Genomic DNA, 13,715 nt, shown 5'->3' with positions numbered 1-13,715 from the left:
TGATTGCTCGGGTTATCTGTTGATGCAGGTAACCCGTTATTGTTTCTGGTGTACACCATTTTGAGCGGTACGCATGGGTTTTCTTGCTATACATCGTTGCAACGTTCTGTGAAGTGACTCGCAATTTCGCTATTTACTTGTTTCTATGCATAAAAACAAATGTATATACAACTTTTTCTCTAGAAACATACAGCTACTTGTTGTTGTATAACTTCTCTTGTGTTCCAACCTTCACACTTCCTACAAAATTTCAAATTTAAATGTATATACTTTGTGACGTAAATGTATATATATTTGAGCCATAGATAAATACCCTCAATGAATAGATAGTCTCGAGTAAGTTGATATTAAATTAATCTATTGATTTTTAATCAAATAATTAATTTTAAAACACAGGTGCATCGTCACTAACTGGGTATCTCGCAGATTATTATAAATAAAATTGTTAATTTAAAGTTAATTAAAAATGGATGATAGGGGATACAACCATGTTAAATCGTACTGACTCAACTCGAGTGATCCGCGCACCACGTGGCAGTGAGAAAACCTGTAAGAGCTGGCTGACAGAAGCGGTATATCGCATGATCCAAAATAATTTAGACCCTGATGTTGCTGAGCACCCTCAAAGCTTAGTGGTCTATGGCGGTATCGGTCGAGCGGCACGTGATTGGGAATGCTATGACAAAATTTTAGATGTGCTGACCACACTGGAAGATGACCAAACATTACTCGTGCAGTCAGGTAAACCCGTCGGAGTGTTCCCTACCCATCCAGATGCGCCCCGCGTATTGATCGCAAACTCAAATATTGTTCCTCACTGGGCGAATTGGGATCACTTTAATGAGTTAGATCGTAAAGGCCTAATGATGTATGGCCAAATGACGGCTGGTTCTTGGATCTACATTGGTTCTCAAGGGATCGTCCAAGGCACCTATGAAACGTTCGTTTCACTGGCCAAACAACACTTTAATGGTAACGCAGCAGGGCGTTGGATCTTAACGGGCGGTTTAGGTGGAATGGGCGGAGCACAGCCATTAGCAGCAACCATGGCGGGCTTTAGCATGATAGCGGTGGAATGTGATGAAAGCCGTATCGATTTTCGTTTAAGAACTCGTTATGTGGACAAAAAAGCGACGACATTAGATGAAGCACTGCAATATATCGAGGAAGCCAAAGCAAATGGCCAGCCAGTTTCTGTTGGGCTATTAGGTAATGCGGCTGATGTTTACAGTGAATTGGTGAAACGCAATATCACTCCTGATTCCGTCACTGACCAAACTAGCGCCCATGACCCTGTACACGGCTACTTACCACAGGGTTGGACACTCGACCAATGGCGTGAAAAACAACAAACCGCACCTGCTGAAGTGACCAAAGCAGCGAAAAAAAGCATGGCAGTCCAAGTGGATGCGATGTTAACGATGCAAAAGCGTGGCTCAGCGGCTTTTGACTACGGCAATAATATTCGCCAAATGGCAAAAGATGAAGGCATTAGTAATGCCTTTGATTTTCCAGGCTTTGTTCCTGCTTATATTCGCCCTCTGTTTTGTGAAGGTATTGGCCCATTCCGTTGGGTTGCGTTGTCAGGTGACCCAGAAGATATCTATAAAACAGACCAAAAAGTAAAAGAATTATTACCAGATGACAAGCACTTACATAATTGGCTCGATATGGCACGTGAGCGTATCGCATTCCAAGGGCTTCCTGCACGTATTTGTTGGGTTGGTTTAAAAGACAGAGAAAGATTAGGCCGTGCTTTCAACGAAATGGTGAAAAGTGGTGAGTTAAAGGGCCCAATCGTGATCGGCCGTGATCACTTAGATTCAGGCTCTGTGGCTAGCCCTCACCGTGAAACGGAATCTATGAAAGATGGCTCTGATGCGGTATCAGACTGGCCTTTATTGAACGCACTATTAAATACCGCAGGTGGAGCAACATGGGTCAGTTTACATCACGGTGGTGGTGTTGGTATGGGTTTCTCACAACATTCAGGCGTCGTCATTGTGTGTGATGGAACGGACGCCGCTGATAAGCGTTTAGCTCGTGTTTTACATAATGACCCTGCAACGGGCGTAATGCGTCATGCAGATGCAGGTTATGACATCGCCATTAACTGTGCGAAAGAGCAAGGCTTGAACTTGCCGATGGTGAAGTAATGTCCTTTGCCAGCTGAAGTTGAGCTGGCATCTTTCTGGAATAAAAGGAATTCAGTATGAATGCTGCGTTGACTCAGAAAAGACAAGGGCCACTGGCGGGGATCAAAGTGATCGATTTAAGCCGAGTGTTAGCTGGCCCTTATTGCACAGGTATGATGGCCGATCTTGGTGCTGAAGTGATCAAAATTGAAGTGCCTAACCACGGTGATGACAGCCGCCATTTAGGGCCATTCATTGATGGGGAAAGTGTTTATTACGGTTTAATTAACCGAGGTAAACGCAGTATTGAATTGGATCTTAAAGCGGATGAAGACCGAGCGATTTTATTCCAGCTAGTCAAAGAAAGTGATGTGGTGGTTGAAAACTTTCGCCCTGGTGTGACTCAACGACTCGGTATCGATTTTGAGAGCCTAAAGCAGCACAACCCTAAATTAATCTACGCCAGTATCTCTGGATTTGGGCAAAACAGCCCACTCGCCAGTTATCCCGCTTATGACATCGTGGCACAAGCGATGTCAGGCCTAATGAGTGTCACTGGTTTCCCAGAAACAGGGCCTACACGCAGTGGTGAGTCAATTGGCGATGTGTGTGCAGGGATGTTTGCCTCATGGGCGATAAGTAGTGCGTTATTTGCGAGAGAGCGTCATGACGAAGCAGCACAGTATATTGATGTAGCGATGGTGGATGTCTTACTGAGCATGCAGTTAACTGGGCTTTCAAACCTATTTGCTCATGATAAGGCTCCGAGCCTAGTGGGTAACCGCCATCCAGTATCTACGCCATTCGATACTTATCAGGCAAAAGATGGCTTAGTGGTTATCGCGATTGCGAGTGAAAAGCTATTCCAACGCTTTTGCGAATGCATGGAAAAACCAGAGTTATGCCATGACTCACGCTACCTTAATGACCCGAGTCGAACACAGCACCAAGCTGAACTTAGAAAAGAGATTGAAAGTTGGACACGCCAAAAAACCGTTGAAGAGGTATGTGACATTTTATTAAACGCGGGCGTTCCTGCTTCACCAATTCATAATTTACACCAAGCAACACAAAGTGAGCATGCCCAAGTGAGGCAAGTTCTGACGCACCTGAATGATGGGGGAACGCCTTTGGTTTCTCAACCGGTTTTTTTCAATGGAAATAAACCTCATTCAACCCGCCGTGCACCAAAATTAGGTGAGGCAAACTTAGTGTATAAGCCAGCGAGAACAACCATTAAAAATGCGGAGACGATGCAATGAGTTTTGATATTAATGAAACAGAACAAGCGGTTGTGGATGCGATAGAAAAAGTTTGTCATGACATTTTACAGCCGAATGCACAAAGATACGATGAGACAGAAACCTTTTGTGCGGAAAGTTTACAAGCGTTGGGGGAAATGGGCTGCTGGGGAATTAATTTACCTGAGCAGTATGGCGGTTTTGGTATTGGCAGTGTGGCGATGAGTCAGGTAGTCGAAGCTGTTGCTGCCGCTTGTGCTTCGACTTCATCGGCTCTAACGGCACATTTTTTGGCGACAGATTCGATTTTAATTGGTGGTACTGAAGAGCAAAAAAATTATTGGTTACCAAAAGCCGCTGCAGGGGAATTATTAGGTGCATTTGGCTTAACTGAGCCGGCTGCAGGTTCTAATCCTGCAGATATGCGAACCGTGGCAACTCGTGAAAATAGTGGCTGGCGTATTCGGGGTAATAAACACTATATTACTAACGCCAAAGAGGCTGACTTTATCGTGTTGTATGCGAAAACGGATGTAGAAGCGGGAGCCCGCGGGATCAGCGCATTTATGATCCCTAAAGGCACGGAAGGCGTGGCATTTTCTCAACCTGAAAAAACCATGGGATTACGGGGTAGCACGATTTATGAATTAGCGCTGAATTGTTGGCTACCGGAATCGGCATTATTGGGAGAGGAAAATAAAGGGTTCCATACCGCGATGGAAGTTTTAGATAAAGGGCGTGTTGAAGTGGCCGCAACGTCACTCGGTATAGCTCGGGCTGCGATGGAAAGTGCTTTAGGTTGGGTAAAAGAACGCCAAATTGGTAAAAAGCCCTTAGCCGCATACCAAGGAACTCAATGGCGTATTGCGGATATGCACACGCAATTGGAGGCTGCTCGCATGTTGACTTGGCAAGCTGCAGAATTGCGTGATTCAGGGGAGCGTTTTAGTTTGCAATCTGCGACGGCGAAATTGTTTGCCGCTGAGTGCGCGGGTTTTGTTACGGATGCAGCATTACAGCTTCATGGCGGCTACGGCTATATTCGTGACCTTCCCCTTGAACGTTATGTGCGTGATGCACGGATTTTACGGATTTTTGAGGGCACATCAGAAATACAAAAAATTATTATTTCACGTGCCGTTTTAGATGCCCACTAAGTTATTTTAAGTATTGAGCCGAGTAAGCGGGACAGGCGTTTACTGGTTTATGGAGCACCATAGGAAGCACTACCTGACAACAGGATCATGGAATTAAAAACACAACAACAATCAGGTTTAAGAATGTATTTCAATTAGTTATTTAGGGTGAATAACAGATAAAACATCACCCAGCGTAATGCTTAATAACTGTACCTTACAACTGTAGTTATTGCGGTTCCATTACGATTAATTGGTTCATTCTTTAAGCCAGCCTTGCTTAAAGAGGAGTTACCATGACAGTTTCAAACGACATCGCTACAGGGCAAAAAAACCGGCAGGAGAATGTACCTTTAATCGAAGCGCGTTCCATCGATTACATTCCAGAGTCCGAGCGCCACGGCACTTTATCAAGCCAATTCACACTTTGGTTTGGCTCTAATTTACAAATAACTGCAATTGTAACCGGAGCCTTGGCAGTCGTACTGGGTGGGGATGTATTCTGGTCATTAATTGGCTTATTTATTGGCCAACTGTTAGGTGGTGCCGTGATGGCCTTGCATGCGGTGCAAGGGCCAAAATTGGGGTTACCACAAATGATTTCGAGTCGTGTACAGTTTGGCGTATACGGTGCGGTCATCCCTATTTTATTAGTTTGCATGATGTATGTCGGGTTTTCTGCCAGTGGTACCGTGCTGGCAGGGCAAGCGGTCGGTCAGTTATTACATGTGACGGATTGGGTTGGAATTATTATTTTTGGTGTGGTGATTATCGGCATCACAATTTGTGGTTATCGCATCATCCATATTTTAGGGAAAGTAGCGAGTGTTATCGGCATAATTACGTTCTTCTATCTATTTTTCCGTCTATTTTATATGAATGATGTTTCGGTTTTACTGGAAAACCGTCATTTTAGCTGGACTAACTTTTTATTAGCGATGTCATTGTCTGCTTCTTGGCAAATTGCATTTGGGCCTTATGTTGCGGACTATTCACGTTATTTACCGACTAAAACTCCGACAATCAAAGCCTTTTTGGCCGTAGGTTCAGGTACAGTCATTGGTACGCAAGCATCAATGATTTTAGGGGTTTTTGCCGCAGCGCTTGCCGGCAATAAGTTTGCGGGTAACGAAGTCTCGTATATTGTGGGCTTAGGTAGTACTGGTTTGATAGCGGCTCTGTTATATATCAGTATTTTCTACGGAAAAGTGACGATAACTGCACTGAATGCTTATGGCAGTTTTATGTCTATGGCGGCAATTTGGTGTGGCTTCCGTGGGAAAAGCCAAATTTCTCGTGGGCAAAGGTTGTTCTTTATTATTTTAATGGTCAGTTTCTCAACCTTACTTGGACTAGCGGGCCAGCATTCATTTTTAAAACTCTTTTCTGCTTTCTTATTGTTTTTGCTTGCATTCTTTACCCCTTGGAGCGCAATCAACTTGGTTGACTACTATTGGGTCACTAAAGGCCGCTACGACGTCCCTGAACTTGCAAACCCAAATGGCCGCTATGGGCGTTGGAATAAAGTTGGGATATTCACTTACATTGCGGGTGTGTTAATACAGTTACCCTTTATTTCAACAGGGTTTTATACCGGGCCTTTAGTCGAAAAACTCGGTGGTGTTGATATCTCATGGATTGTGGGCTTGGTGGCAACTAGTGTTATTTACTATGTTGCGATTAAAAAATGGCCTATGTCAGTGGCAGACCGATTGATATTACCCACAAGTAAATAACCATTTCATCAAAAACTAGCATTAAAGATAGTAAAAATTGAGATAGCCAGTAGCAGTGTGAATATCACTGTTACGGTTTCTCTCAACCTAAAAAACGATTTTAGAACATCATCATACCCAATAATCGTTGAAGAATTGGGATAGGAGTTGCTATGAAAATTTTAGTCGCAGTGAAGCGAGTAATAGACCATAACGTCAAAATAAGAGTAAAAGCCGATGGCTCAGGCGTTGAATTGGCGAATGTCAAAATGGCCATCAACCCCTTCGATGAAATCGCTGTCGAAGAGGCTGTACGTTTAAAAGAGGCGGGAAAAGCGACAGAAGTTATTGCTGTTTCCGTTGGTGATATTGGCTATCAAGAAACATTATGCAGTGCGATGGCGATTGGGGCTGACCGTGGCATTTTAGTCCAAAGGCCTGGAGAATTAATTTTAGAACCACTGGATATTGCACGCTTACTTCAACGAATCGTGGAAAAGGAACAGCCGGATCTTATTTTATTAGGCAAACAAGCTATTGATGATGATTGTAATCAAATAGGCCAAATGCTTAGCGCATTATTGGATTATCCGCAGGCGACATTTGCCTCACAAATTAAGCTTGAGGGCCAACTACTGCAGGTTACAAGGGAAATTGATGGCGGGTTAGAAACGTTAGAGATGCCATTACCCGCGGTTATCACAACGGACTTAAGGCTCAATGAACCTCGTTATGCAACTTTGCCTAATATCATGAAAGCTAAGAAAAAAACGTTAGATATTATCGATATTGCTGATATGAATTTTGCTCTATTAGGGCAAATTAAAACGCTTAGTGTCTCAGAGCCTAAAAAACGGGCAGGGCAATGTACATTGTTAGGCAGTGCGACAGAGCTAGTCAGTGCATTGCAAGCGAAAGAAGTGATTTAATCGAGGAAAATATCCATGAGCCAAATATCTGTATTAGTGGTTGTCGAGCATGATAATCAAACAATAAAAAACTCTACTTATCATAGTATTAATGCTGCAAAACAGCTTCTTACCGCAGGTGATCATTTGCACTTATTAATTGCAGGAGATGAGACGGAATTGGTCGCTCAGCTAGCTGCGAGTATACAAGGCGTGAGTAAAGTTCTAGAAATACAATCAGATAACTTGAAAAACCAACTCGCAGAACCGATGGCTCACGCCGTGGTTAATATTGCAAAGGAATATACCCATTTACTGTTTCCTGCGACGACATTTGGGAAAAATATAGCCCCACGGGTTGCTGCAACGTTAGGGGTAGCACAAATTTCAGACATTACTCAAGTTATTGATTCTCAAACCTTCATTAGACCTATTTATGCAGGAAATGCGTTAGCAACAGTACAAAATAATGGCCAACAAGTCGTGATTACGGTGCGTAGTTCGGCATTTTCAGGGGGATATGAAACACAAAATAATGCTGAAATTGAAACCATTTCCCTTGCCGATATTCCCTTGCGCAGTCAGTTAAAAAGCCAATCTCTAACCCAAGTTAGCCGTGCGGAATTGAGCTCTGCAAAAGTGGTTATTTCAGGAGGGAGAGGTTTGAGCTCTGGTGAAAATTTTGCACTATTGGAAACAATAGCTGACAAATTGGGCGCTGCGGTTGGTGCCTCACGTGCTGCGGTCGATGCAGGTTTTGTTCCGAATGACTATCAAGTCGGACAAACAGGAAAAATTGTCGCGCCAGAATTATATATTGCAGTAGGAATTTCGGGTGCTATTCAGCATGTTGCAGGCATGAAAGAAAGTAAAGTAATCGTTGCGATTAATAGTGATCCTGAGGCGCCGATTTTCCAAGTTGCGGATTACGGCATTGTTGGCGATCTGTTTGAGATCTTACCGGAATTTGACAAAGCATTAGCGTAAGAGGTGGACGAATGGCTATCGACAAGATTGATAAGATAAACGAGGCTCCCGAGCGGGAATCGATGGAGTTCGATGTCCTGATTGTCGGTGGTGGACCCGCAGGGTTATCTGCAGCAATACGATTAAAACAGCTAGCCGCAGAGAAAGGAACAGATATCTCGGTTTGTTTAATTGATAAAGGCGCACAGATAGGTGCTCATGTTTTATCTGGTGCAGTGATTGATCCACGGGCTCTCGATGAATTGCTGCCAGGCTGGCAGCAAAAAGTTTCAGGCCCCTTAACACCTGTAAACCATGACCGTTTTTTATGGTTGAAAGAAAAAAAAGCAAGTCATTTACCCCTATCTTTATTACCAAACTGTTTGAAAAATGATGGTAATTTCATTGGCAGCTTAGGGCAGGTAAGTGCGGCTCTTGCTGTTGAAGCTGAAAGATTAGGGGTTGATGTTTTTGCTGGTTTTGCTGCAACTGAAGTGCTATTTGATGAGACAAACCAAGTAATTGGCATCACCACCGGAGATATGGGGCTTGATAAATCAGGTAACCCAACGGCGATGTATCAACCGGGTATGAATTTACTTGCGAAAATGACCTTTTTTGCGGAAGGGTGCCGAGGTCAACTCGGTAAACAATTAATCAACCATTTTAATTTAGCCGCAGAGAGTGGCAAACAAACCTATGGTTTGGGAATTAAGGAAATCTGGCAAATTCCAAAAGAGCAACACCAAGCAGGGTTAGTTGTCCATTCTGTTGGTTGGCCACTAGATAACCACACCTATGGCGGTGGTTTTGCTTATCACTATGGAGATAACTTAGTCGCAGTGGGTTTGGTCGTCGGGTTAAATTATGAAAACCCTTATTTATCGCCATTTGATGAGTTTCAACGCTTAAAAACTCATCCCGCTTTTAGTGATTTTTTATTGGGTGGAGAGCGGATCAGTTATGGTGCTAGAACGATGGTGGCGGGGGGATTAGCCGCGTTACCTGAATTAAGCTTTCCTGGTGGGGTGCTAATTGGCGATGATGCAGGTTTTTTAAATGCGGCCCGTATTAAAGGTACCCATTGTGCCGTTAAAAGTGGCGCACTAGCGGCAGAAGCGTGCTTTAGTGCTACCCAGAATGGAATGGTTGATTATTTACAGTTTAAAAAGCAGTTCCGCCAACTATTTGAAGAGAGCTGGTTATATCAAGAGCTTTACCAAACACGGAATTTTAAGCCTTATATGAAAAAAGGGTTAGTAGTTGGTTCAATGCTATTTGGTGCAGAACAACTGTTATTAAAAGGGCGTAGTCCGTGGACGTTGAAATTAAAACAATCGGACCACGAAGGAATAAAAGAAGCGAAAGGTTTTACACCGATAAACTACCCAAAACCCGATGGTAAATTAATTTTTGATAAGCCTTCTTCCGTGTTTTTATCGAATACCAACCATGAAGAGGAACAACCCTGTCATTTAAAACTGGCTGATACTAATGTCCCTATCCAAATTAATTTAATGAAATATGCCGCACCTGAGACGCGTTATTGCCCCGCTGGAGTCTATGAAATTATAGGGAATAAAAGTGAAGAAAAACTGCAAATTAGTGCACAGAACTGCCTGCATTGTAAGGCTTGTGACATAAAAGATCCGTTACAAAATATCACCTGGACCGCTCCCCAAGGAGGGGAAGGGCCTATTTATCAAGGAATGTAAAACGAATTTATTGTGATGTAGATGTGCTTGATATTTTTTGTTTTATCAGTCGCTTTGGGGCAATTTTGCCCCATTTTTTTATTTCTGCATTAATTCTCAATTCGCGAATGTAATTTTAATTTGTAGCGCGAACCAGCGGTGATCATTTTAACATAGCTAATTAGGGTACTACCCGTCCAAGTGCGTCGACTAAGTTGTAAGCAAGGTGAGCTTTCTTTAATTGATAATGATTGAGCGATGGACTTTGTGGCTAATGCGGCTTCAATGGTATGTTCCATTTCACTGACAGGAAAATGGCGTTGCAAATAACCGCTAGGTGTTTCTGTATCGCCATATTTTTGCTTCACAAAGTCAGGCACAATGGCGTGGTTAACATAACGTTCTTCTAACATTAAAGGAATATCGTTTTCAAAATGAAGAACTTTACAGTAGCCCACATCACTTCCTTCGCTAATTCCGAGCTGTAGCGCGATTTCTGCTGATGCGGAAATAGTTTTAAGTTGTAATTGGTGACCGCTATATTTGTTACCGCTCGTTGAGATCTCATCAAAAATATCAAATGCTTTTGTAACCGGAAGCTCATGTTTTTGGGTGGCAACAAATGTGCCTTTCCCTGCAATACGATTTAGGATCCCTTTTTGGCTTAACTCTGAAATGGCTTTATTCACCGTCATACGGCTTACATTAAATTGAGCGCATAGCTCTAATTCTGTCGGTATTTGAGTTTCAGGCTTAAAAATACCTAAATCAATACTGCGTAAAATGTAAGACTGAATTTGCTTATATGCAGGTTGTGATGTCATCGCTATTATTCAAAATTATTGTTAAAGGAAGGAGTGGTAAAATTGCTTTATTGCCACATTTCACTCACAAACTTTGTATTGAATGCAAGTTTATCAGTAATTGCCGGCTTTGCTAGTAGGAGACACCTATTTCTAATGATTAACCTGAGTTAAATAACAGTTTAGGGTGCTCGTCATTGTCTGAATTTTTTTATTATAAGGTAAGTTTTACTAGGGCTATATACCTTTATTTATTATCATAATGTTAAATTTACTTAGCGAAATAGGCATTTACTCATGCGAGTTCAATATTTCCATGTCAGTCTTACTCAATGTGATTATCAAAATGTCAGTCCAATGGGGATGGTAAGATTGATTGCCTCTGAAAAAGTATTTTTCTTTAATCAGGATGATTTTTCAAATAGCCAAATTTTTTTAGAGCGCATACAGCAAGGTGACTCTTTGGTTATTTGTGCAGAAGAGATGAATGATGGAAGCTATTGGGTTGAATGGGTTTACCATGCAGAGCATGGCCGGCTTGAACCTGATAGAACCGTTAGCTTCAATCGTTCATTAGGAAAACAATACTTAATTTCGTTAGCCTTAATGGCCCTGATACCTGCGGTGTATTACTGTTTTACTGAGGCAGACGACAGTTTCTTGATGATCATATTAGTGGCCATTTTGGGTTGTGCTGCTTTCTCTGGGATCGTTCTTTTTGGCTTAGCACTCGCACAAACAAAGCATATTTTAAGTCCAAAACGAAAGTTAATTTTGAAAGCGCTAGATTCACTTATTGCTGGGAAATATAAACTGTTTGAAGAAACTTCATATATTGAAATCGACGGTATCAAAAATCCTAAATCTAAGCCTGTAAAGTTACATAAAGCCGCTGAAATTAATGTTGATAAAACATCACTATCAGTTACAAAAGGCAAGGTAAATATCACTGCAAATTACAACCTTACGATCGCTGCAGGAGATACTCTCCAAACACTCAATAAAGTTAATTTACAGATTAATAAAAAACACATGGGAGTTTTAGTCTCAGCAAATGAGCCTCTTTTTAATAATCATAAACTATTTATTGCGCAGGGGGATGAACTTGAGGTTTTACATAAAAACATTCAGGAAAATTCAAAGGAACAAGTGGTTTTTGGCATTCTCAATCATCAAGACGGACTAGCATATAGTCTGATTGGTAAAGGTGCTCCACAAGAAAGAGGGTTCTATATTGGTTTATGGGGTTTTATTTTTTGTATTCTAGCGCTTTTCATTCTAGTTGCTGGTTGGGCATCTATTAGTGAAACCTTTGAAAAAGGCGGCTATTGGGATTATTGGGACTGGATGAATATTATTGATACTGGTGTCATGTTTATCAGTTTCTCAGGAACTATTTTACTCGGAATAAGCTTCCTTATTGCTTTATGTGTGGCGATTTATTTTAAAGTGTCAAAACGCGGTAATGCCTATTATCAATCTCAATATTTTTTAAAACAACTTCGTCGGCAGCACGGTAAAACAGATTATGTGACGGAGGTGCGTTCATGAACCCATTTCTCAGTAAACGATTCCTTATTTTAACGTTTATTTTCTCATTCAGTTTATTGTTAACTCTTTTTATTTTTATTCGTGGTGGCACGGAAGATTGGCAATGGCAAAACCATAATGAAAATAGTGTAGCAATAGGTAGCTATGATTTCGCAACGACATTTCCATCTGAAAAGGGGATGCTAATAATAGCTCAAAAAAGCAGCCGTTCTAGCTATTATTATTCTTATAGTCCTTATGAAACGTTGAGTGAATATGATTACCAGATATTGTTTGCAGATAATCAAGGTGTCCATTTTATTACGTATGGTGACCAAAGCTTCTATAATGCTGTTTGTGAAAGAAATGAGTGCTTAATCATGCTAAGGGATGGCTACCGTACTATTAATTTAACCAACTTTTCGGTAAGTGAATTAATTCCTTGGGGAGATAAGCCCAGTACTCTATTTTCGACATTAATTATGGGTAAAATTTATCAATCTAAAGGTTCTCCTTTTTATGTGGTTGCGGATAATGAAAATATCTTTATTAGCACAGATAAAGGAATGACATGGGAACATTTTATGAATGTTCGTGATTTAGCTAAATCATTATTCCCTGAGGAAATTGCGGGTAATTCAAATTTCTCCTACGCGACTTATCGAGATAAAATCGTAATGTGGTACAGCTATGGTAATCAAATGGGATCGCTAGAAGTTATTATGGATATCCCCACTAAACAGGTTATTAGTAGTAAATGGCTACCTGTCAGAATTAATGAATCAGCACAAAATCGTCATGGCGATATTTTTGTGGTTGCTCAGGAGCCTTCACGCCGTTTATTTTCTTTGATGCAATTCCAGACTAATGGTGATTTTGACGTTATTGCAGAAAGCGGTTATAACCATTTGAACAGCTTAAAAGTTGGTAATCAGGGGGTAATTGTTTCGAATTCAGTTAGAGGTTCACAACAATACTTAATGATGGATATTGCAACGAAAGAGATCCGTTATCGCCCTGAATATCCTTTGTATAACAAAATATATAATATGACGGACCAATCCTTGATTGAAATAGAAAGTAGTTATTCTAATGAAAGTAACCTGACTAAGGGAACGTCTATTACTTATCAATCTTTGCATTGATATGCGATTGTGATTTAGCGTGTTCTCATTCAAGAAGGATAGGGGAAACTCTATCCTTTTTTATATTGGTTACTTAAAAGGTTGATTTAATGCGGAGATGGGGATAGCTTGCGGTAAAAATCTTCGAGTTAAGATGAGTAAGAGGGCCTTTCAATGGTAGATTGAAAAATAGATAAAAATTAATCAATTCTAATTAATTATATGGAAATATTACCTTTAATCAGAAAAAACAAATAAAATAAAAGAAATATAGATAATAATATATATTATTATCTATAGAGGGTGATATTCGATATCATCACTAAAGATTACTAATTAAATTATTTTTTTAAATTTATCCATGTTTAATCAAACGGTTGATTTTATTTTAGTAAACCTTAGTGACTTTATGAATATTATCGTAATTGAAAATTAAGCTAAACATAAGGTAAAAAATAGGTAG

Annotated in this window: 10 protein-coding genes; 9 read left to right on the top strand and 1 reads right to left on the bottom strand. The window is 40.9% G+C overall.

Annotated elements, in window-relative coordinates; translation table 11 throughout:
• The first annotated feature begins 488 nt into the window (after positions 1-488).
• From hutU to P3L37_RS16060, 7 genes are all read left to right on the top strand, one after another.
• Positions 489-2,156: a urocanate hydratase gene (hutU, locus tag P3L37_RS16090; protein WP_004908165.1), complete on the top strand. Its 1,668-nt coding sequence runs from the start codon at positions 489-491 to the stop codon at positions 2,154-2,156.
• A 56-nt stretch (positions 2,157-2,212) separates the two neighbouring features.
• On the top strand, positions 2,213-3,397 hold the full coding sequence (locus P3L37_RS16085) for a CaiB/BaiF CoA transferase family protein (protein ID WP_004908167.1): 1,185 nt from the start codon (positions 2,213-2,215) through the stop codon (positions 3,395-3,397).
• Positions 3,394-4,533: an acyl-CoA dehydrogenase family protein gene (locus tag P3L37_RS16080; RefSeq protein WP_004908169.1), complete on the top strand. Its 1,140-nt coding sequence runs from the start codon at positions 3,394-3,396 to the stop codon at positions 4,531-4,533. Before P3L37_RS16085 ends, P3L37_RS16080 begins: the two co-directional genes overlap by 4 nt.
• Positions 4,534-4,808: 275 nt before the next feature.
• Positions 4,809-6,248, top strand: coding sequence for a purine-cytosine permease family protein (locus tag P3L37_RS16075; protein WP_004908172.1), 1,440 nt, complete (start codon positions 4,809-4,811; stop codon positions 6,246-6,248).
• 152 nt (positions 6,249-6,400) lie between these two features.
• The gene (locus tag P3L37_RS16070; protein WP_272667407.1) at positions 6,401-7,156 is read left to right on the top strand and encodes an electron transfer flavoprotein subunit beta/FixA family protein; all 756 of its coding nucleotides are present in this window, start codon (positions 6,401-6,403) and stop codon (positions 7,154-7,156) included.
• 15 nt (positions 7,157-7,171) lie between these two features.
• A complete protein-coding gene (locus tag P3L37_RS16065) occupies positions 7,172-8,122 on the top strand; it encodes an electron transfer flavoprotein subunit alpha/FixB family protein (RefSeq protein ID WP_004908175.1) in 951 nt (316 codons plus the stop codon).
• An 11-nt stretch (positions 8,123-8,133) separates the two neighbouring features.
• Complete coding sequence (locus tag P3L37_RS16060) at positions 8,134-9,816, top strand: electron transfer flavoprotein-ubiquinone oxidoreductase (RefSeq protein WP_110731663.1); 1,683 nt, start codon at positions 8,134-8,136, stop codon at positions 9,814-9,816.
• Between the two features lie 89 nt (positions 9,817-9,905).
• Here the strand turns inward: P3L37_RS16060 and P3L37_RS16055 are convergent, their stop codons facing one another.
• Complete coding sequence (locus tag P3L37_RS16055) at positions 9,906-10,619, bottom strand: UTRA domain-containing protein (RefSeq protein ID WP_004908180.1); 714 nt, start codon at positions 10,617-10,619, stop codon at positions 9,906-9,908.
• A gap of 276 nt (positions 10,620-10,895) precedes the next feature.
• On the opposite strand from P3L37_RS16055, the gene P3L37_RS16050 reads away from it, so the two are divergent.
• Together P3L37_RS16050 and P3L37_RS16045 are read left to right on the top strand one after the other, a co-directional pair.
• Positions 10,896-12,149: a hypothetical protein gene (locus P3L37_RS16050; RefSeq protein ID WP_164529171.1), complete on the top strand. Its 1,254-nt coding sequence runs from the start codon at positions 10,896-10,898 to the stop codon at positions 12,147-12,149.
• A complete protein-coding gene (locus P3L37_RS16045) occupies positions 12,146-13,273 on the top strand; it encodes a hypothetical protein (RefSeq protein ID WP_110731664.1) in 1,128 nt (375 codons plus the stop codon). The genes P3L37_RS16050 and P3L37_RS16045 overlap by 4 nt, the downstream gene beginning before the upstream one ends.
• Positions 13,274-13,715: the final 442 nt, after the last annotated feature.

This window comes from Providencia sp. PROV114 (assembly GCF_032704305.1).
In the GTDB taxonomy this organism is placed as follows: domain Bacteria; phylum Pseudomonadota; class Gammaproteobacteria; order Enterobacterales; family Enterobacteriaceae; genus Providencia; species Providencia rettgeri.
The sequence above is the reverse complement of the archived record's forward strand: the minus strand, read 5'-3'. Positions and strand labels throughout refer to the sequence as shown.

What these genes read in the sequence shown, in the direction of transcription:
- P3L37_RS16085 (WP_004908167.1), top strand. Translation starts at nt 2,213, where the DNA reads ATGAATGCTGCGTTGACTCAGAAAAGACAAGGGCCACTGGCGGGGATC.
- P3L37_RS16080 (WP_004908169.1), top strand. Translation starts at nt 3,394, where the DNA reads ATGAGTTTTGATATTAATGAAACAGAACAAGCGGTTGTGGATGCGATA.
- P3L37_RS16055 (WP_004908180.1), bottom strand. Translation starts at nt 10,619, where the DNA reads ATGACATCACAACCTGCATATAAGCAAATTCAGTCTTACATTTTACGC.
- P3L37_RS16070 (WP_272667407.1), top strand. Translation starts at nt 6,401, where the DNA reads ATGAAAATTTTAGTCGCAGTGAAGCGAGTAATAGACCATAACGTCAAA.
- hutU (WP_004908165.1), top strand. Translation starts at nt 489, where the DNA reads ATGTTAAATCGTACTGACTCAACTCGAGTGATCCGCGCACCACGTGGC.
- P3L37_RS16065 (WP_004908175.1), top strand. Translation starts at nt 7,172, where the DNA reads ATGAGCCAAATATCTGTATTAGTGGTTGTCGAGCATGATAATCAAACA.
- P3L37_RS16060 (WP_110731663.1), top strand. Translation starts at nt 8,134, where the DNA reads ATGGCTATCGACAAGATTGATAAGATAAACGAGGCTCCCGAGCGGGAA.
- P3L37_RS16050 (WP_164529171.1), top strand. Translation starts at nt 10,896, where the DNA reads ATGCGAGTTCAATATTTCCATGTCAGTCTTACTCAATGTGATTATCAA.
- P3L37_RS16045 (WP_110731664.1), top strand. Translation starts at nt 12,146, where the DNA reads ATGAACCCATTTCTCAGTAAACGATTCCTTATTTTAACGTTTATTTTC.
- P3L37_RS16075 (WP_004908172.1), top strand. Translation starts at nt 4,809, where the DNA reads ATGACAGTTTCAAACGACATCGCTACAGGGCAAAAAAACCGGCAGGAG.